The sequence below is a fragment of the Ancylobacter sp. TS-1 genome, assembly GCF_009223885.1.
Classification (GTDB): domain Bacteria; phylum Pseudomonadota; class Alphaproteobacteria; order Rhizobiales; family Xanthobacteraceae; genus Ancylobacter.
This window is the reverse complement of the sequence record NZ_CP045144.1, coordinates 595,881-611,391: the sequence shown is the minus strand read 5'-3', so window position 1 is coordinate 611,391 and position 15,511 is coordinate 595,881. Positions and strand designations below refer to the sequence as shown.

27 protein-coding genes are annotated in these 15,511 nt (G+C 64.5%); 1 reads left to right on the top strand and 26 read right to left on the bottom strand.

Features of this window, described 5'->3' with window-relative positions; translation table 11 throughout:
* Positions 1-2: 2 nt before the first annotated feature.
* The 26 genes from rplO to GBB76_RS02800 all read right to left on the bottom strand — a co-directional run bounded on the left by rplO (position 3) and on the right by GBB76_RS02800 (position 14,762).
* Positions 3-491, bottom strand: coding sequence for a 50S ribosomal protein L15 (gene rplO / locus GBB76_RS02925; protein WP_152301898.1), 489 nt, complete (start codon positions 489-491; stop codon positions 3-5).
* Positions 492-511: 20 nt separating this feature from the next.
* Positions 512-703 (bottom strand): 50S ribosomal protein L30, encoded by a 192-nt coding sequence (gene rpmD, locus GBB76_RS02920; protein WP_152301897.1) that lies wholly within the window; start codon positions 701-703, stop codon positions 512-514.
* A gap of 23 nt (positions 704-726) precedes the next feature.
* Entirely contained in the window at positions 727-1,278 is a 552-nt protein-coding gene (gene rpsE / locus GBB76_RS02915) for a 30S ribosomal protein S5 (RefSeq protein ID WP_152301896.1), read from the bottom strand.
* Positions 1,279-1,320: 42 nt separating this feature from the next.
* Positions 1,321-1,683: a 50S ribosomal protein L18 gene (gene rplR / locus GBB76_RS02910; RefSeq protein WP_152301895.1), complete on the bottom strand. Its 363-nt coding sequence runs from the start codon at positions 1,681-1,683 to the stop codon at positions 1,321-1,323.
* A gap of 12 nt (positions 1,684-1,695) precedes the next feature.
* Positions 1,696-2,229 (bottom strand): 50S ribosomal protein L6, encoded by a 534-nt coding sequence (rplF, locus tag GBB76_RS02905; RefSeq protein ID WP_152301894.1) that lies wholly within the window; start codon positions 2,227-2,229, stop codon positions 1,696-1,698.
* A gap of 20 nt (positions 2,230-2,249) precedes the next feature.
* Entirely contained in the window at positions 2,250-2,648 is a 399-nt protein-coding gene (gene rpsH, locus GBB76_RS02900) for a 30S ribosomal protein S8 (RefSeq protein WP_152301893.1), read from the bottom strand.
* A gap of 12 nt (positions 2,649-2,660) precedes the next feature.
* On the bottom strand, positions 2,661-2,966 hold the full coding sequence (gene rpsN / locus GBB76_RS02895; RefSeq protein WP_152301892.1) for a 30S ribosomal protein S14: 306 nt from the start codon (positions 2,964-2,966) through the stop codon (positions 2,661-2,663).
* Positions 2,967-3,025: 59 nt separating this feature from the next.
* Positions 3,026-3,583, bottom strand: a complete 558-nt coding sequence (gene rplE / locus GBB76_RS02890) for a 50S ribosomal protein L5 (RefSeq protein WP_152301891.1) — start codon at positions 3,581-3,583, stop codon at positions 3,026-3,028.
* The gene (gene rplX / locus GBB76_RS02885; RefSeq protein WP_152301890.1) at positions 3,576-3,893 is read right to left on the bottom strand and encodes a 50S ribosomal protein L24; all 318 of its coding nucleotides are present in this window, start codon (positions 3,891-3,893) and stop codon (positions 3,576-3,578) included. The genes rplE and rplX overlap by 8 nt, the downstream gene beginning before the upstream one ends.
* Positions 3,893-4,261, bottom strand: a complete 369-nt coding sequence (rplN, locus tag GBB76_RS02880; protein WP_018390610.1) for a 50S ribosomal protein L14 — start codon at positions 4,259-4,261, stop codon at positions 3,893-3,895. The genes rplX and rplN overlap by 1 nt, the downstream gene beginning before the upstream one ends.
* Before the next feature lie 73 nt (positions 4,262-4,334).
* Complete coding sequence (gene rpsQ, locus GBB76_RS02875) at positions 4,335-4,583, bottom strand: 30S ribosomal protein S17 (RefSeq protein WP_152301889.1); 249 nt, start codon at positions 4,581-4,583, stop codon at positions 4,335-4,337.
* 10 nt (positions 4,584-4,593) lie between these two features.
* Positions 4,594-4,803: a 50S ribosomal protein L29 gene (gene rpmC / locus GBB76_RS02870; RefSeq protein WP_152301888.1), complete on the bottom strand. Its 210-nt coding sequence runs from the start codon at positions 4,801-4,803 to the stop codon at positions 4,594-4,596.
* Positions 4,804-4,814: 11 nt separating this feature from the next.
* The gene (rplP, locus tag GBB76_RS02865; RefSeq protein WP_152301887.1) at positions 4,815-5,228 is read right to left on the bottom strand and encodes a 50S ribosomal protein L16; all 414 of its coding nucleotides are present in this window, start codon (positions 5,226-5,228) and stop codon (positions 4,815-4,817) included.
* 29 nt (positions 5,229-5,257) lie between these two features.
* A complete protein-coding gene (rpsC, locus tag GBB76_RS02860; RefSeq protein WP_152301886.1) occupies positions 5,258-5,965 on the bottom strand; it encodes a 30S ribosomal protein S3 in 708 nt (235 codons plus the stop codon).
* Positions 5,965-6,345 (bottom strand): 50S ribosomal protein L22, encoded by a 381-nt coding sequence (rplV, locus tag GBB76_RS02855; protein WP_144343296.1) that lies wholly within the window; start codon positions 6,343-6,345, stop codon positions 5,965-5,967. The genes rpsC and rplV overlap by 1 nt, the downstream gene beginning before the upstream one ends.
* Before the next feature lie 9 nt (positions 6,346-6,354).
* Positions 6,355-6,633 carry a 30S ribosomal protein S19 gene (rpsS, locus tag GBB76_RS02850; protein ID WP_013166266.1) on the bottom strand — a complete coding sequence of 93 codons (279 nt, stop codon included), beginning with the start codon at positions 6,631-6,633 and terminating at the stop codon, positions 6,355-6,357.
* Between the two features lie 17 nt (positions 6,634-6,650).
* A complete protein-coding gene (gene rplB, locus GBB76_RS02845; protein ID WP_152301885.1) occupies positions 6,651-7,484 on the bottom strand; it encodes a 50S ribosomal protein L2 in 834 nt (277 codons plus the stop codon).
* Positions 7,485-7,507: 23 nt separating this feature from the next.
* Positions 7,508-7,804 (bottom strand): 50S ribosomal protein L23, encoded by a 297-nt coding sequence (locus GBB76_RS02840; RefSeq protein ID WP_152301884.1) that lies wholly within the window; start codon positions 7,802-7,804, stop codon positions 7,508-7,510.
* Entirely contained in the window at positions 7,801-8,424 is a 624-nt protein-coding gene (rplD, locus tag GBB76_RS02835; protein WP_152301883.1) for a 50S ribosomal protein L4, read from the bottom strand. Before rplD ends, GBB76_RS02840 begins: the two co-directional genes overlap by 4 nt.
* A complete protein-coding gene (rplC, locus tag GBB76_RS02830) occupies positions 8,424-9,161 on the bottom strand; it encodes a 50S ribosomal protein L3 (RefSeq protein WP_152301882.1) in 738 nt (245 codons plus the stop codon). Before rplC ends, rplD begins: the two co-directional genes overlap by 1 nt.
* A gap of 22 nt (positions 9,162-9,183) precedes the next feature.
* Complete coding sequence (gene rpsJ / locus GBB76_RS02825) at positions 9,184-9,492, bottom strand: 30S ribosomal protein S10 (protein WP_013166261.1); 309 nt, start codon at positions 9,490-9,492, stop codon at positions 9,184-9,186.
* Positions 9,493-9,590: 98 nt separating this feature from the next.
* On the bottom strand, positions 9,591-10,781 hold the full coding sequence (gene tuf / locus GBB76_RS02820; protein ID WP_152301868.1) for an elongation factor Tu: 1,191 nt from the start codon (positions 10,779-10,781) through the stop codon (positions 9,591-9,593).
* Positions 10,782-10,846: 65 nt separating this feature from the next.
* Complete coding sequence (fusA, locus tag GBB76_RS02815) at positions 10,847-12,922, bottom strand: elongation factor G (protein WP_152301881.1); 2,076 nt, start codon at positions 12,920-12,922, stop codon at positions 10,847-10,849.
* Positions 12,923-12,949: 27 nt separating this feature from the next.
* Positions 12,950-13,420: a 30S ribosomal protein S7 gene (gene rpsG, locus GBB76_RS02810; RefSeq protein WP_018390598.1), complete on the bottom strand. Its 471-nt coding sequence runs from the start codon at positions 13,418-13,420 to the stop codon at positions 12,950-12,952.
* A gap of 10 nt (positions 13,421-13,430) precedes the next feature.
* Positions 13,431-13,802, bottom strand: a complete 372-nt coding sequence (rpsL, locus tag GBB76_RS02805) for a 30S ribosomal protein S12 (RefSeq protein WP_018390597.1) — start codon at positions 13,800-13,802, stop codon at positions 13,431-13,433.
* 477 nt (positions 13,803-14,279) lie between these two features.
* Entirely contained in the window at positions 14,280-14,762 is a 483-nt protein-coding gene (locus tag GBB76_RS02800) for a MarR family winged helix-turn-helix transcriptional regulator (protein WP_152301880.1), read from the bottom strand.
* A gap of 318 nt (positions 14,763-15,080) precedes the next feature.
* Between GBB76_RS02800 and GBB76_RS02795 the strand changes: the two genes are divergently transcribed.
* Positions 15,081-15,503 carry an organic hydroperoxide resistance protein gene (locus GBB76_RS02795; RefSeq protein WP_152301879.1) on the top strand — a complete coding sequence of 141 codons (423 nt, stop codon included), beginning with the start codon at positions 15,081-15,083 and terminating at the stop codon, positions 15,501-15,503.
* Positions 15,504-15,511: the final 8 nt, after the last annotated feature.

Sequence of the window (15,511 nt, the reverse complement as noted above, 5' to 3'; positions counted from 1 at the left end):
CGTCAGGCCGCCGTTTCGCCAGTCTCGGCCTTGGACGCCAGCAGCGTCACAGTGCCGCCGACCTTCTCGATTGCCTCGACCGCCGACTTGGTCGCATGGGCGACTTCCAGCGTGACCTTGGTGGTCAGTTCGCCGGAACCGAGCACGCGCACGCCGTCACGGACGCGGCGAAGCACGCCCGCCTCGACCAGCGTCGCCTGCGTCACGGTCGCCTTGGCGTCCAGCTTGCCCGCATCGATCGCAGCCTGGATACGGCCGAGGGAAACCTCGTTCCAGTCCAGCGCGAAGATGTTGTGGAAGCCGCGCTTGGGCAGACGCCGATGGATCGGCATCTGGCCGCCCTCGAAGCCCTTGATCGCCACGCCGGTACGCGAGGTCTGACCCTTCACGCCGCGACCTGCGGTCTTGCCCTTGCCGGAGCCGATGCCGCGACCGACGCGCATCCGCTTCTTGCGGGCGCCGGCGTTGTCCTTGATCTCGTTCAGGCTCATAGCCAGTCTCCTTCCCGCCGTCAGGCTTCGACGACGCGGACGAGGTGGCGGACCTTGTAGATCATGCCACGCACGGCCGGGGTGTCTTCGAGCGTCGAACGACGCCCGAGCTTGTTGAGGCCGAGACCGATGAGGGTGGCCCGCTGGTCCTCGGGGCGACGGATCGCACTACCGACCTGCTCCACCGTGACCGTCTTGGTGCTGTTCGCCATGATTAGCTTCCCTACTCCTGGCGTCAGTCGGTCGCTTCGGCGTCATCGACGCGGCGGCGGGACTGAAGCTGCGACACCTTCAGGCTGCGGCGAGCAGCCACAAGGCGCGGGCTGTCCTGGTTCTTCAGGGCGTCGAAGGTCGCGCGGACCATGTTGTACGGGTTGGACGAGCCGAACGACTTCGCCACCACGTCCTGCATGCCCAGCGTCTCGAAGACGGCGCGCATCGGGCCGCCGGCGATGATGCCGGTACCGGCCGGAGCCGCGCGCAGGATGACCTTGCCGGCGCCATGGTGGCCGTGCACGTCGTGGTGCAGCGTCCGACCCTCGCGCAGCGGCACGCGGATCAGCGCGCGCTTGGCAGCTTCCGTCGCCTTGCGGATGGCTTCCGGCACTTCACGGGCCTTGCCGTGGCCGAAGCCGACGCGCCCCTTCTGGTCGCCGACAACGACCAGCGCGGCGAAGCCGAAGCGACGGCCACCCTTCACCACCTTGGCAACACGGTTGATGTGGACCAGCTTGTCCACGAACGTGTTGTCGCGATCTTCGCGTTCACGCTCACGTTCACGAGCCATGATCTTATCCTCGTCGTTCTGCGGGGGATCCCGCTCGTGATCTCAGAAGTTGAGACCGCCCTCGCGGGCGGCATCGGCGAGCGCCTTGACGCGGCCATGATAGATGAAGGCGCCGCGGTCGAAGACCACGTCCTTCACACCGGCCGCGACGGCACGTTCCGCCACGAGCTTGCCAATCGCCTCGGCCGCCGCGACATCCGCGCCGGTCTTGAGGCTTTCCCGCAGAGCCTTCTCGAGCGACGAGGCGGCCGCGATGGTCACGCCGCGAGCGTCGTCGATGATCTGCGCATAGATGTGCTTCGACGAGCGATGCACCGAGAGGCGCGGCCGCCCGTTCGCCGTCGAGCGGAGAGCCCGACGGACACGCGCCTTGCGGCGCTCGGTAGCGTCCTGATACTGAGCCATGGTTCGGGTCCGTTACTTCTTCTTGCCTTCCTTGCGGAAGATGAACTCGCCGGCGTACTTGACGCCCTTGCCCTTGTAGGGCTCGGGGCCGCGGTACTCACGAATCTCGGCCGCCACCTGACCGACCTGCTGGCGGTCGATGCCGGAGACGACGATCTCGGTCGGCTTCGGCGTGACGATCTGGATCCCTTCCGGGATCGCGTAGTTCACATCGTGGCTGTAGCCGAGCGCGAGGTTGAGAACCTTGCCCTGCACCGCCGCGCGATAACCCACGCCGCTGATCTCGAGCTTCTTCTCGAAGCCCTTGGTCACGCCTTCGACCAGGTTCGACACCAGCGTGCGGGACAGGCCCCACATCGCCTTGTGACGGTTGGTCTCGCCATTGAGCGAGAACAGGATGGCCCCGTCCTCGAGCTTCACGCCGATCTCGTCGACGACCTTCACTTCCAGGGCGCCCTTGGGGCCCTTTACCTTCACCGTCTGGCCGTCGATCGTCGCAGTGACGCCGGCGGGAATGGAGACGGGGGCTTTACCGATCTTGGACATGTGCTCTCTCTCCTCCGCGATCAGAAGACCGTGAAGAGGACCTCGCCGCCCACGTTCTTGTCGCGGGCTTCGTGGTCCGCCATCACGCCCTGCGGCGTGGAGACGACAGCGACGCCAAGGCCGTTGGCGACGCGGGGAAGGGTCTTGACCGACGAGTACACCCGCCGGCCCGGCTTCGACACGCGCGAAATTTCGCGGATCACCGGCTCGCCGTCATAATATTTGAGCTCGATCTCGAACTCGGTGCGGCCGTTGACCGGCTCGCCCGCTGAATAGCCGCGGATGAAGCCTTCGGCCGCCAGGACGTCGAGCACGCTGGCGCGCAGACGCGAGCCGGGCGTGGTGATCTTTTCCTTGCGGCGCATCTGCGCGTTGCGGATGCGGGTGATGAGATCGCCGATCGGATCAGTCGTGGACATGAATCGGCCTCCTCACCAGCTGGACTTGACGAGGCCGGGAACCAGGCCCTGCGAACCAAGTTCGCGGAGCGCGATGCGGCTCATCTTAAGCTTGCGATAATACGCACGCGGACGCCCGGTGATCTCGCACCGGTTGCGGACGCGAACCTGCGCCGAATTACGCGGAAGCTGCGCGAGCTTGAGGACCGCGGCGAAGCGCTCCTCAATCGGCAGTTCCTTGTTGCTCACCAGGGCCTTGAGACGCGCACGCTTACCGGAATAGCTCTTCGCGAGCTTCCGGCGGTGTTCGTTCTTCTCGACCGCGCTCTTCTTCGCCATATGACCTTGCTCCTAGTCTCCGCGTTTGGGGCCTTCGCCCCACTGCCGGAAGGGGATGCTTACTGACGGAACGGGAAATTGAGGGCCTTCAGAAGCGCGCGCGCTTCGTCGTCCGTCTTCGCCGTCGTCACGACGATGATGTCCATGCCCCACGCCTGATCAACCTTGTCGTAGTTGATCTCGGGGAACACGATATGCTCCTTGATGCCCAGGGCGTAGTTGCCGCGGCCATCGAAGCTCTTCGGATTCAGGCCACGGAAGTCACGCACGCGCGGCAGGGCGATGTTCACGAGACGATCGACGAACTCGTACATCCGCACCTTGCGAAGGGTGACCTTCGCGCCGACCGGCTGGTTCTCGCGCAGCTTGAAGTTCGAGATCGCCTTGCGGGCCCGGGTGACAACCGGCTTCTGGCCGGCGATCAGCGCCAGGTCGCCGGCGGCGTTCTGGACCTTCTTGGTGTCGGCAGTGGCTTCGCCGACGCCCATGTTGATGACGACCTTCTCGATGGTCGGCACTTCCATGGCGTTCTTGTAGCCGAACTCTTCGATCAGCTTCTGGCGGACCACGTCCTCATAAAAGGACTTCAGCCGCGGAGTGTAATTGGCCTCAGCCATCGATCTTCTCCCCCGAGCGCTTGGCGACGCGCACCTTGGTGCCATCAGCCTGCACAAGGAAACCGACGCGGGTCGGCTTGCCGTCCTTGGGATCGGCGATCGCGATGTTCGACAGGTCGATCGGGGCCTCCTTGGAGATGATCCCGCCTTCCTGGTTCGCGCTCTGCCGCTGGTGGCGCTTGACGAGGTTCACGCCGCGCACGCGGGCGGTACCCTCCTTCGGAAGCACCTCGAACACCTCACCGGTGCGACCCTTGTCGCGACCGGTGAGGACGACGACCTTGTCGCCCTTCTTGACCTTGGCAGCCATCACAGCACCTCCGGCGCCAGCGAGATGATCTTCATGTGGTTCTTCGCGCGAAGCTCGCGCGGAACCGGTCCGAAGATACGCGTGCCGACCGGCTCCTTGTTGTTGTTGATCAGCACGGCCGCATTGCGGTCGAAGCGGATCACCGAGCCATCGACGCGACGGATGTCCTTGGCCGTGCGAACCACGACCGCCTTCATCACATCGCCCTTCTTCACGCGGCCGCGCGGAATAGCTTCCTTCACCGACACCACGATGATGTCACCGACATGGGCATACTTGCGCTTCGAACCGCCAAGCACCTTGATGCACATGACGCGACGCGCACCGGAATTGTCCGCCACGTCGAGATTGGTCTGCATCTGGATCATGACGCACCTATTTCTCGCAAAAACCGCGCGCAACCGTCACCGGTGCGCGCCCCTCAATCCCGTTTCCGGGCGCTCAGACTTCAGCCCGCTTCTCGCCCTGGACCACGATCCAGTTCTTGAGCTTGGACAAGGGGCGGTGCTCCTCGATCCAGACGGTGTCGCCTTCCTTCCACACATTGCCCTCATCGTGGGCATGATACTTCTTGGAACGACGGACGGTCTTCTTCAGCAGCGGATGGGTGAAACGGCGCTCGACGCGGACCACGACGGTCTTGTCCTGCTTGTCGCTCACCACGACGCCCTGCAGCATACGCTTCGGCATCGCCCTCTCCTCACTTAGCCTTGGCCGGCGAACCGGCCTTCTGCGCCTGGATCGTCTTGACCCGCGCGATATCGCGGCGGACCTGACGCACACGCGCCGTGTTTTCGAGCTGACCGGTCGCCTTCTGGAAGCGCAGGTTGAACTGCTCCTTCTTCAGGCTCACTAGGTTGTCCTGCAGCTCGTCGACGGTCTTCGTCCGAATGTCGGAAATCTTCGTCATATTTCCCTCCATCACTCGGCGATACGTTCGACGAAGCGGGTCTTGATCGGCAGCTTGGCCGCCGCAAGGCGCAGGGCCTCGCGGGCGATGTCCTGGCTCACGCCGTCGATCTCGAACATGATGCGGCCGGGCTTGATCTTGGCGGCCCAGTAGTCCGGCGCGCCCTTGCCCTTGCCCATGCGGACTTCGGTCGGCTTCGACGACACCGGCACATCCGGGAACACCCGGATCCACACGCGGCCCGCACGCTTCATGTGACGGGTCAGCGCGCGGCGCGCGGCTTCGATCTGGCGCGCGGTCACGCGCTCAGGCTCCATGGCCTTCAGCCCGAACTGGCCGAAGTTGAGGTCAGTTCCGCCCTTCGCAGCACCGTGAATACGGCCCTTGAACTGCTTGCGGAACTTCGTGCGCTTTGGTTGCAGCATGTCGCGCCTCTTATTCCTTCTGTCTCAACTCACGCCGCGTCGCGACGCGAGGAGCGACCACCCGACGGCTCACCTTCCGCCTGGCGCCTGTCCTGCGCCATCGGATCGTGCTCCAGGATCTCGCCCTTGAAGATCCAGACCTTGACACCGCAGGTGCCGTAGGTCGTGAAGGCGGTGGCCGTACCGTAATCCACGTCCGCGCGCAAGGTGTGAAGCGGCACGCGCCCTTCACGATACCATTCGAGGCGCGCGATCTCAGCGCCGCCAAGGCGGCCCGAGCAGTTGATACGGATGCCTTCCGCGCCCAGACGGATCGCCGACTGCACGGCGCGCTTCATGGCGCGACGGAACGCCACACGGCGCTCAAGCTGCTGGGCGATCGATTCGGCGACCAGACGGGCGTCGATTTCCGGCTTGCGAATCTCGACGATGTTGATGAACACCTCCGAGTTCGTCATCTCGGAGACCTTCTTGCGCAGCTTGTCGATGTCCGCGCCCTTCTTGCCGATGACCACGCCCGGACGCGCCGAGTGGATGGTCACGCGGCACTTCTTGTGCGGGCGCTCAATCACGATCTTGGACACCGCCGCCTGCTTCAGAAGCTTATGAAGCGCTTCGCGGATCTTGATGTCCTCGTGCAGCAGCTGGCCGTATTCGCCCTTGCTGGCGAACCAGCGCGAATCCCAGGTGCGGTTGATGCCGAGCCGGAGCCCGACCGGGTTGACCTTCTGACCCATCAGGCCTTCTCCTCGACTTCACGCACCACGATGGTGATATGCGAGAACGGCTTCTCGATGCGGCTCGCACGACCACGGGCGCGAGCGGCGAAGCGCTTCATCACCAGGCCCTTGCCGACATGAGCCTCGGCGACGATGAGATCGTCGACGTCCAGCTCATGGTTGTTCTCGGCATTCGCGATGGCCGACTCGAGGCACTTCTTCACATCGCCGGCAATCCGCTTGCGCGAGAACTGCAGGTCGGCGAGAGCGACCGAGACCTTCTTGCCGCGGATCAGACCCGCGACGAGGTTGAGCTTCTGGGGGCTCACGCGAAGATTGCGAGCGACCGCCTTGGCTTCCGTATCCGCGAGCGTGCGCGGACGAGCTGCCTTACCCATGACCCTGCCTCACTTCCGCTTGGCTTTCTTGTCCGCCGCGTGCCCGTAATAGGTACGGGTCGGGGCGAACTCGCCGAACTTGTGGCCGACCATGTCCTCGGTGACCGACACCGGGACATGCTTGTTGCCGTTGTAAACGCCGAAGGTGATCCCCACGAACTGCGGGAGGATCGTGGAGCGGCGGCTCCAGATCTTGATGACGTCGTGACGACCCGACGAGCGCGCGGCATCCGCCTTCTTGAGGAGGTAGCCGTCGACGAACGGACCTTTCCAGACCGATCGAGACATAGTTCAGATTCCCTCGCTCACTTCTTGCGGGCGTGCCGGCTGGACACAATGAACTTCGTGGTCGACTTGTTCTTCCGGGTCTTCTTGCCCTTCGTGGGGAAGCCCCACGGGGTGACCGGATGACGTCCACCCGAGGTGCGGCCTTCGCCGCCGCCATGCGGGTGATCGACCGGGTTCATCGTGACACCGCGGTTGTGCGGGCGACGGCCGAGCCAGCGCTTGCGGCCGGCCTTGCCGAGGTTGGTGTTCATGTGGTCGGGGTTCGACACCGCGCCCACCGTGCCGAGGCACTCGCCGTGCACCAGACGCTGCTCACCCGAGTTGAGGCGGATGATCACGTAACCCTGGTCGCGGCCGACGATCTGCGCATACGAGCCGGCGGAACGGGCGATCTGGCCGCCCTTGCCGATCTTCAGCTCGACATTGTGCACGATCGTGCCGACCGGCAGGTTGCCCAGCGGCGCGGCATTGCCCGGCTTCACGTCGACACTCTTCGACGCGATCACCCGGTCGCCGACCGCAAGGCGCTGCGGCGCGAGGATGTAGCTGAGCTCGCCGTCCTCATACTTGATGAGGGCGATGAACGCCGTACGGTTGGGATCGTACTCGATACGCTCCACCGTCGCAGCCACGTCACGCTTGGTGCGCTTGAAGTCGACGAGGCGATAGGCCTGCTTGTGGCCGCCGCCGCGGAACCGCACCGTGATGCGACCCATGTTGTTGCGGCCGCCCGCCTCGGACTTGCCCTCGGTCAGCGTCTTGACCGGCTTGCCCTTGAACAGGCCCGAGCGGTCGACGATGACGAGCTGGCGAAGGCTCGGCGTTACCGGCTTGAAGGTTTTGAGCGCCATGTCTCTGGTCCCTTAATTCCGGCTCACAGACCCGTCGTGATGTCGATGGAGTGGCCCTCGGCGAGGGTCACGACCGCCTTCTTCACGTCGTTCTGCACGCCCTTGCGGCCCTTGAAGAACTTCGTCTTCCCCTTGCGGACCAGCGTGTTGACGCTCTCGACCTTCACGTCGAAAAGCTTCTCGACCGCCTCCTTGATCTGCGGCTTGGTAGCCGTCAGAGCAACCTTGAAGACGACCTTGTTGTGCTCGGACGCAGCCGTGGCCTTCTCGGTGATGACCGGGGACACGATCACGTCGTAGTGGCGCGGATCGAGACTCATTTGAAGCGCGCCTCCAGAGCGTCGACAGCCGCCTTCGTCAGAACCAGGGTCCGACGGCGAAGGATGTCGTAGACGTTGATGCCCTGGACGGGCAGCACGTCGAGATGGGTGACATTGCGCGAGGCGAGGCCGAAATTGGCGTCCACCTCGGCGCCGGAAACGACCAGCGCGCTCGACAGACCCAGACCCGCCAGACGCTCCTTGAGCAGCTTGGTCTTCGGCTCGGTCAGCACCGCGTCATCGAGGATGACGATCTGCTGATCCTTCGCCTTGGACGACAGCGCATGCTTGAGAGCGAGGGCGCGAACCTTCTTCGGCAGGTCGCTCGCATGGCTGCGGGCAACCGGGCCGAACGCCTTGGCGCCGCCGCGGAACTGGGGAGCGGAAGCCGCGCCGTGGCGAGCGCCGCCGGTGCCCTTCTGCTTGTACATCTTGCGCTTGGTCCGGTTGACCTCGGAGCGCGTCAGGGTCTCGTGCGTGCCGGCCTGGCGGCGGGCAAGCTGCCACACCACCATGCGGTGCAGGATGTCCTGGCGCGGCTCGAGACCGAAGATCTCGTCCGACAGGGTCACGGACCCGGCTTCGGCGCCTTCGAGCGTCTTAACGGCGATTTCAACCATCACACGTTCTCCTCGACCGCAGCCTCGACCACCGGGGCGTCGCTGGCGACCGTCTCGGAGCCCGGCAGCCGGAACTTGCCCGGCTTCGGCGCTTCGGCCGGCAGCTTCTTCTTCACGGCGTCGGCGACCAGGATCCAGCCCCCCTTGTTGCCGGGAACCGCGCCCTCGACCGCAATCAGACCGCGCTCGACATCCGTCAGCACGACCTTGAGGTTCTGGGTGGTCACCGTCTCGGCGCCCATCTGACCCGGCATCTTCTTGTTCTTGAAGGTCTTGCCCGGGTCCTGACGGCCGCCGGTCGAACCGATCGAACGATGCGAGACCGACACGCCGTGAGTCGCGCGCAGACCGCCGAAGTTGTGGCGCTTCATACCACCGGCAAAACCCTTGCCGATGGAGGTGCCGGTGACGTCGACGAACTGGCCGACCACAAAGTGGTCGACAGTCAGTTCGGCGCCGACCGGGATCAGCTCGCCCTCTTCCACGCGGAACTCCGCGAGGCGACGCTTCGGCTCCACACTCGCAACCGCGAAGTGGCCGCGCATCGCGCGGGTGGTGTTCTGCGGCTTCGCCTTACCGACGCCGAGCTGGACGGCGGTATAGCCGTTCTTCTCGACAGTACGGTGGGCAACCACCTGGCAATTATCGACTTTCAGCACAGTGACCGGAACATGTTCACCTGCATCGTTAAAGATGCGGGTCATGCCGACCTTCTGGGCGATGACGCCTGACCGCATGGCCGTGTCCCTTCGCCTTCTCTCAGAGCTTGATCTCGACGTCGACACCCGCGGCGAGGTCGAGCTTCATCAGCGCGTCCACCGTCTGGGGGGTCGGGTCGACTATGTCCAGCAGACGCTTATGCGTCCGCATCTCGAACTGCTCACGGGACTTCTTGTCCACGTGGGGAGAACGATTGACCGTGAATTTCTCAATCCGCGTCGGCAGCGGAATGGGACCGCGGACCTGGGCGCCCGTGCGCTTCGCCGTCGAGACGATCTCGCGCGTCGAGGCATCCAGGATGCGATGATCGAACGCCTTGAGGCGGATCCGAATGTTCTGGCCGTTCATTGACTTCAGGCTCCCAGAGGGCTCGTCAGTCGGGCTCTGTAACGAGCTCCACGAAAAAGGGGCGCAGGCGATCCCGCGCCCCTCGGGATTGTTTGGTCTTACTCGATGATGGCGGCGACGACGCCGGCGCCGACGGTACGGCCGCCTTCACGGATGGCGAAGCGCAGCTTGTCTTCCATCGCGATCGGCACGATCAGCTGCACGTCGACCGAGATGTTGTCGCCCGGCATCACCATTTCCGTGCCTTCCGGCAGCGTCACCACGCCCGTCACGTCCGTCGTGCGGAAGTAGAACTGCGGACGGTAGTTGGTGAAGAACGGCGTGTGGCGGCCGCCCTCTTCCTTCGTCAGGATGTAAGCCTCGGCCTTGAACTTCGTGTGCGGCTTCACCGAACCCGGCTTGCACACCACCTGACCGCGCTCCACGTCCTCGCGCTTCGTGCCGCGAACCAGAATGCCGACATTGTCGCCGGCCTGGCCCTGGTCGAGCAGCTTGCGGAACATCTCGACGCCGGTAACCGTCGTCTTGATGGTCGGACGGATGCCGACGATCTCGACTTCCTCGCCCACCTTGATGATCCCGCGCTCGACGCGGCCCGTCACCACCGTGCCGCGGCCCGAGATCGAGAACACGTCCTCGATCGGCATCAGGAACGGCTGGTCGACCGGACGCTCCGGCTGCGGGATGTACTTGTCCACTTCCGCCATCAGCGCCAGCACGGCATCGTGGCCGAGCTTGGGGTCGCCGTTCTGCAGCGCCACCAGCGCCGAGCCGCGGATGATCGGGATGTCGTCGCCCGGGAAGTCGTACTTCGACAGAAGCTCGCGCACTTCCAGCTCGACCAGCTCGAGGAGTTCCTCGTCGTCGACCTGGTCGCACTTGTTCAGGAACACCACCAGCGCCGGAACGCCGACCTGGCGCGCCAGAAGGATGTGCTCGCGGGTCTGCGGCATCGGGCCGTCGGCCGCCGACACAACCAGGATCGCGCCGTCCATCTGCGCCGCGCCGGTGATCATGTTCTTCACATAGTCGGCGTGCCCGGGGCAGTCGACATGCGCGTAGTGGCGGTTCGCCGTCTCGTACTCGACATGCGCCGTCGAGATCGTGATGCCACGCGCCTTCTCTTCCGGCGCCTTGTCGATCTGGTCGTACGCCGTGAACGTCGCCCCGCCAGACTCCGCAAGAACCTTCGTGATCGCCGCCGTCAACGACGTCTTGCCATGGTCAACATGGCCAATCGTCCCAATGTTGCAGTGAGGCTTCGAACGGTTGAACTTCTCTTTGGCCACGGGGCTCTCCGTCGGTCGATATTCTGTGTTGGGTACGAAACGCTCAGTCAGTCAGGCCGTACGCGTCACGCGTACTTGGCCTGGACTTCCTGCGCGACGTTCGACGGCACCTGCTCGTAGTGGTCGAACTGCATGGTGAAAGTCGCGCGGCCCTGGCTGAAGGACCGCAGCGTGTTGACGTAGCCGAACATGTTGGCGAGCGGCACCATCGCGTTCACGACGTTCGCATTGCCACGCATGTCCTGGCCCTGGATCTGGCCGCGGCGGGAGTTGAGGTCGCCGATCACCGAGCCGGTGTAGTCTTCCGGGGTGACGACCTCGACCTTCATGATCGGCTCGAGGAGCACCGGGCCGCCCTTCTGCAGGGCTTCGCGGAACGCCGCACGCGAGGCGATTTCGAAGGCGAGCGCCGACGAGTCGACTTCATGGTAAGCGCCGTCGATCAGCTCGACCTTGACGTCCACGACCGGGAAGCCGGCCAGCACGCCCGAACCGAGCACGCTTTCGAGGCCCTTGGTCACGCCGGGGATGTATTCCTTCGGCACCGCGCCGCCGATGACCTTGCTCTCGAAGCCGAAGCCCTTGCCGACTTCGTTCGGCTCGACCACGAACTTCACCCGGGCGAACTGACCGGTACCGCCGGTCTGCTTCTTGTGGGTGTAGTCCACCTCGGTCTTGCGGGTGATCGTCTCGCGATAGGCCACCTGCGGGGCGCCGATGTTGGCGTCGACCTTGTAGGTGCGCTTCAGGATGTCGACCTTGATGTCGAGGTGCAGTTCGCCCATCCCCTTGAGGATGGTCTGGCCGCTCTCGTGGTCGGTCGACACGCGGAAGGACGGATCCTCGGCCGCCAGCTTGGCGAGCGCGAGACCCAGCTTCTCCTGGTCGGCCTTGGACTTCGGCTCGATCGCGATCTCGATGACCGGCTCGGGGAATTCCATCTTCTCGAGGATCACGGGCTTGGCCGGATCGCAGAGCGTGTCGCCGGTGCGGACTTCCTTGAGGCCGGCGAGAGCGACGATGTCGCCCGCATAGGCTTCCTTGATGTCCTCGCGGTTGTTCGCATGCATCAGCAGCATGCGACCCACGCGCTCCTTCTTGTCACGGGTCGAGTTCAGCAGGCCCATGCCGGTCTCGAGCTTGCCCGAGTAGATGCGGCAGAAGGTGATGGTGCCGACGAACGGGTCGTCCATGATCTTGAACGCGAGGACCGACAGCGGGTCGGCATCGCTCGGGTTGCGGACGGTCTCTTCCTCGGTGTCGAAGTCGATGCCCTTGATGGCGCCGCGATCGATCGGGCTCGGCAGGAAGTCGCAAACGGCGTCGAGCAGCGGCTGCACGCCCTTGTTCTTGAAGGCCGAGCCGCAGAACACCGGGTTGAACACGCGACCGATGACGGCCTTGCGGATCAGGCCCTTCAGGGTCGCCTCGTCCGGCTCAACGCCGTCGAGATAGGCCGAGAGAACGTCGTCGTCGAGTTCGACAGCCGCCTCGAGCAGCTTGCCGCGATATTCGACCGCCTGGTCGAGCAGCTCGGCCGGGATCTCTTCGTCGTGATACTTCGCGCCGAGCTCTTCATTGTCCCACACGACCGCCTTCATGCGGACGAGGTCGATGATGCCCTTGAAGTTGTTCTCCGAGCCGATCGGGAGCTGGCAGCACACCGGCTTGCCGTCCACGCGGTCGATGATCATCTCCACGCAGCGGAAGAAGTCCGCGCCGGTCTTGTCCATCTTGTTGACGAACACGATGCGCGGCACGTTGTACTTGTCGGCCTGACGCCACACGGTCTCGGTCTGCGGCTCGACGCCCTGGTTGCCGTCGAGAACGCACACGGCGCCGTCGAGCACGCGCAGCGAACGCTCGACTTCAATGGTGAAGTCGACGTGGCCGGGCGTGTCGATGATGTTGAGGCGCTTGCCATGCCAGAAAGCGGTCGTCGCGGCCGACGTGATGGTGATGCCGCGCTCCTGCTCCTGGGTCATCCAATCCATGGTGGCAGCGCCATCATGGACTTCGCCGATCTTGTGGCTCTTGCCGGTGTAGTAGAGGATCCGTTCGGTCGTGGTGGTCTTGCCGGCATCAATGTGGGCCATGATGCCGAAGTTACGGTAGTCTTCGATAGCATTAATGCGCGACATATCAGATCCTCGTCCCGGCTCTCTTCATCACCAGCGGTAGTGAGAGAAGGCGCGGTTCGCCTCCGCCATGCGGTGGGTATCTTCACGTTTCTTCACGGCGGTGCCACGATTGTTCGAGGCATCGAGCAGCTCGCCCGACAGACGCTCGACCATGGTCTTCTCGTTGCGGGCACGGGCCGCAATGATCAGCCAGCGGATCGCCAGCGCCTGACGGCGCTCGGGACGCACTTCGACGGGCACCTGATAGGTGGCGCCGCCGACGCGGCGGGAGCGCACCTCGATGGCCGGGCTCACATTGTCGAGTGCCTGGGTGAACACACCCAGCGGCTCCGACTTGGCGCGGTTCTCGACCAGGTCGAGCGCGCCATAGACGATCTGCTCGGCGACCGACTTCTTGCCGTCATACATGACGGCGTTCATGAAGCGGCTGAGCACCTCGCTCCCGAACTTGGGATCCGGGGTGACTTCACGGCGCTCTGCACGATGACGACGGGACATCGCTCAATCCTCACTTCGGCCGCTTGGCGCCGTACTTCGAACGGCGCTGCTTACGATTCTTGACGCCCTGGGTGTCGAGCACGCCGCGCAGGATGTGATAGCGCACGCCCGGAAGATCCTTGACGCGGCCGCCGCGGATCATGACCACGGAGTGTTCCTGCAGGTTATGCCCCTCACCGGGGATGTAACCGATGACTTCGTAGCCATTGGTCAAACGAACCTTGGCGACCTTACGAAGCGCCGAGTTCGGCTTCTTCGGGGTCGTCGTATAGACGCGGGTGCAAACGCCGCGCTTCTGCGGGCTGGCCTGCAGCGCCGGAACCTTGTTCCGGGCCTTCTGGGCTTCCCGCGGCTTGCGGATCAGCTGGTTGATCGTCGGCACGTGTCTCGCCTTCGTCTCGCTGCGCTAAGGACAGAGTGTCCCGCGCTAACCCAAATTTCCGCGGCCACAACCGCATTCGCTCTCGACGGTTCGGAACAATCTGCACATCGCCGGCCCACTGGGCCGCATCTCCGGGCTATCTGCGAACAAAATAAGCGCCGCCGGCCAGAAGCTGGCCGAGGGCGCTAACGTTCAGAGGATCACGCGAACGGTTGTTAAACCGCCCGATTGCGCGATCATGCGCCGGATTTGGTCGTGCATGCGTCCCGGCAGCGTCTTGGAATTCTGTGTCCAGACAGGGTGTCCGAACGCGGTAATTCCAACCGCCTGCCGTGAAAGTAGGCGCCTTCTACGCGTCGAGTCGTCTTCCGTCAAGTGCGAACCGCAAGTTTGGCCGCTCACGCCCTCGTGCGAGGCATTGAAGACGTTAGATTTCGTCGCGCTGTCACGCGGCGCAAGTAAGTGACGCCCGCAAGGTCAGGGCGCTGCGCCGTCGGAAGCGCCCCCCGGCGACTCGGTACGATTCGCCGCAAAGGCGTCCCGCACCGCCGTCATTTCATCGCGCAGACGTAGAAGATCGGCAACCGTCTGCTGCGAAGCGCACAGAATCGCCTCGGGAATCGCCCGCGCCTGCTCCTCGAGCGCGATCCCCGCCGCCGTCGGCGCGACGATGAGCTGGCGCTCATTGTCCGGGTTGCGGCGCCGGCTGACCAGGCCGAGCTGCTCGAGGCGCTTGAGCAGCGGCGTGAGGGTGGACGAATCGAGCAGCATGCGCTCGGCGATTCCCCCCACCGTCTGCGTGCCGCCCTCCCAGAGCAGCAGCATGACGAGATATTGCGGGTAGGTCAGGCCGAGCGGCTCCAGCAGCGGCCGATAGGTGCGCATCACCGCATGGGTCGCCGAATAGAGCGCGAAGCAGAACTGACTCTCCAGCCTGCGGGCATCTTCGGTCTCGCTCATCGCAACCTCCTCCGTTCCGCCACGCGTCACGACCATGGGCCGGCGGCCGATCCGCCCGTGCGGATGCATGGATCGCCTCGGGGCCGACGCACACGCCGTCGCCCGCTTCCAAGGTGAGTGCCCTGCCCGCTCACGGACCGGGCGTCCTGCCGCCCCTCTGCCCTTCCAGATTCGGCCGTGAGAAACATACCACGACATTAGTTATCGCGATAACTTTTCGCTAGACAGGCATTGGGCGACCAGCTATCCATTTTATATCGCGCACGATTGATTGGCGCATATGAACACCGGGCCGCGGCCCTTTTGCGGAGGACTATCATGAGCATTCTCTACAGGACGCAGGCGACCGCCACCGGCGGGCGCACTGGCTCGGCCGCCACCCATGACGGCGCGCTGAAGGTTGATCTCGTCACCCCGAAGGAACTTGGGGGGCCGGGCGGCGTAGGCAACAACCCCGAGCAGCTCTTCGCCGCCGGCTATTCCGCCTGCTTCCTCGGCGCGATCAAGTTCGTCGCCGGCCAGCAGAAGATCAAGGTTCCCGACGACAGCACCGTCACCGCCGATGTCGGCATCGGTCCGCGCGAAGACGGCACCGGCTTCGGCCTCGACGTGGCGCTGACCATCAAGCTGCCGGGCATCGAGCGCGCCGTGGCGGAGGATCTGGTCGCCCGCGCCCATGTCGTGTGCCCCTACTCCCACGCGACCAAGGGCAGCCTGGACGTTCGCCTCACCGTCGCCTGAGCCGCGCC

Bases quoted from the DNA above. Each gene is read 5' to 3' on its own strand.
- rplO (WP_152301898.1), bottom strand. From the start codon at position 491: ATGAGCCTGAACGAGATCAAGGACAACGCCGGCGCCCGCAAGAAGCGG.
- rpmD (WP_152301897.1), bottom strand. From the start codon at position 703: ATGGCGAACAGCACCAAGACGGTCACGGTGGAGCAGGTCGGTAGTGCG.
- rpsE (WP_152301896.1), bottom strand. From the start codon at position 1,278: ATGGCTCGTGAACGTGAGCGTGAACGCGAAGATCGCGACAACACGTTC.
- rplR (WP_152301895.1), bottom strand. From the start codon at position 1,683: ATGGCTCAGTATCAGGACGCTACCGAGCGCCGCAAGGCGCGTGTCCGT.
- rplF (WP_152301894.1), bottom strand. From the start codon at position 2,229: ATGTCCAAGATCGGTAAAGCCCCCGTCTCCATTCCCGCCGGCGTCACT.
- rpsH (WP_152301893.1), bottom strand. From the start codon at position 2,648: ATGTCCACGACTGATCCGATCGGCGATCTCATCACCCGCATCCGCAAC.
- rpsN (WP_152301892.1), bottom strand. From the start codon at position 2,966: ATGGCGAAGAAGAGCGCGGTCGAGAAGAACGAACACCGCCGGAAGCTC.
- rplE (WP_152301891.1), bottom strand. From the start codon at position 3,583: ATGGCTGAGGCCAATTACACTCCGCGGCTGAAGTCCTTTTATGAGGAC.
- rplX (WP_152301890.1), bottom strand. From the start codon at position 3,893: ATGGCTGCCAAGGTCAAGAAGGGCGACAAGGTCGTCGTCCTCACCGGT.
- rplN (WP_018390610.1), bottom strand. From the start codon at position 4,261: ATGATCCAGATGCAGACCAATCTCGACGTGGCGGACAATTCCGGTGCG.
- rpsQ (WP_152301889.1), bottom strand. From the start codon at position 4,583: ATGCCGAAGCGTATGCTGCAGGGCGTCGTGGTGAGCGACAAGCAGGAC.
- rpmC (WP_152301888.1), bottom strand. From the start codon at position 4,803: ATGACGAAGATTTCCGACATTCGGACGAAGACCGTCGACGAGCTGCAG.
- rplP (WP_152301887.1), bottom strand. From the start codon at position 5,228: ATGCTGCAACCAAAGCGCACGAAGTTCCGCAAGCAGTTCAAGGGCCGT.
- rpsC (WP_152301886.1), bottom strand. From the start codon at position 5,965: ATGGGTCAGAAGGTCAACCCGGTCGGGCTCCGGCTCGGCATCAACCGC.
- rplV (WP_144343296.1), bottom strand. From the start codon at position 6,345: ATGGGTAAGGCAGCTCGTCCGCGCACGCTCGCGGATACGGAAGCCAAG.
- rpsS (WP_013166266.1), bottom strand. From the start codon at position 6,633: ATGTCTCGATCGGTCTGGAAAGGTCCGTTCGTCGACGGCTACCTCCTC.
- rplB (WP_152301885.1), bottom strand. From the start codon at position 7,484: ATGGCGCTCAAAACCTTCAAGCCGGTAACGCCGAGCCTTCGCCAGCTC.
- GBB76_RS02840 (WP_152301884.1), bottom strand. From the start codon at position 7,804: ATGAGTCTCGATCCGCGCCACTACGACGTGATCGTGTCCCCGGTCATC.
- rplD (WP_152301883.1), bottom strand. From the start codon at position 8,424: ATGGTTGAAATCGCCGTTAAGACGCTCGAAGGCGCCGAAGCCGGGTCC.
- rplC (WP_152301882.1), bottom strand. From the start codon at position 9,161: ATGCGGTCAGGCGTCATCGCCCAGAAGGTCGGCATGACCCGCATCTTT.
- rpsJ (WP_013166261.1), bottom strand. From the start codon at position 9,492: ATGAACGGCCAGAACATTCGGATCCGCCTCAAGGCGTTCGATCATCGC.
- fusA (WP_152301881.1), bottom strand. From the start codon at position 12,922: ATGTCGCGCATTAATGCTATCGAAGACTACCGTAACTTCGGCATCATG.
- rpsG (WP_018390598.1), bottom strand. From the start codon at position 13,420: ATGTCCCGTCGTCATCGTGCAGAGCGCCGTGAAGTCACCCCGGATCCC.
- GBB76_RS02800 (WP_152301880.1), bottom strand. From the start codon at position 14,762: ATGAGCGAGACCGAAGATGCCCGCAGGCTGGAGAGTCAGTTCTGCTTC.
- GBB76_RS02795 (WP_152301879.1), top strand. From the start codon at position 15,081: ATGAGCATTCTCTACAGGACGCAGGCGACCGCCACCGGCGGGCGCACT.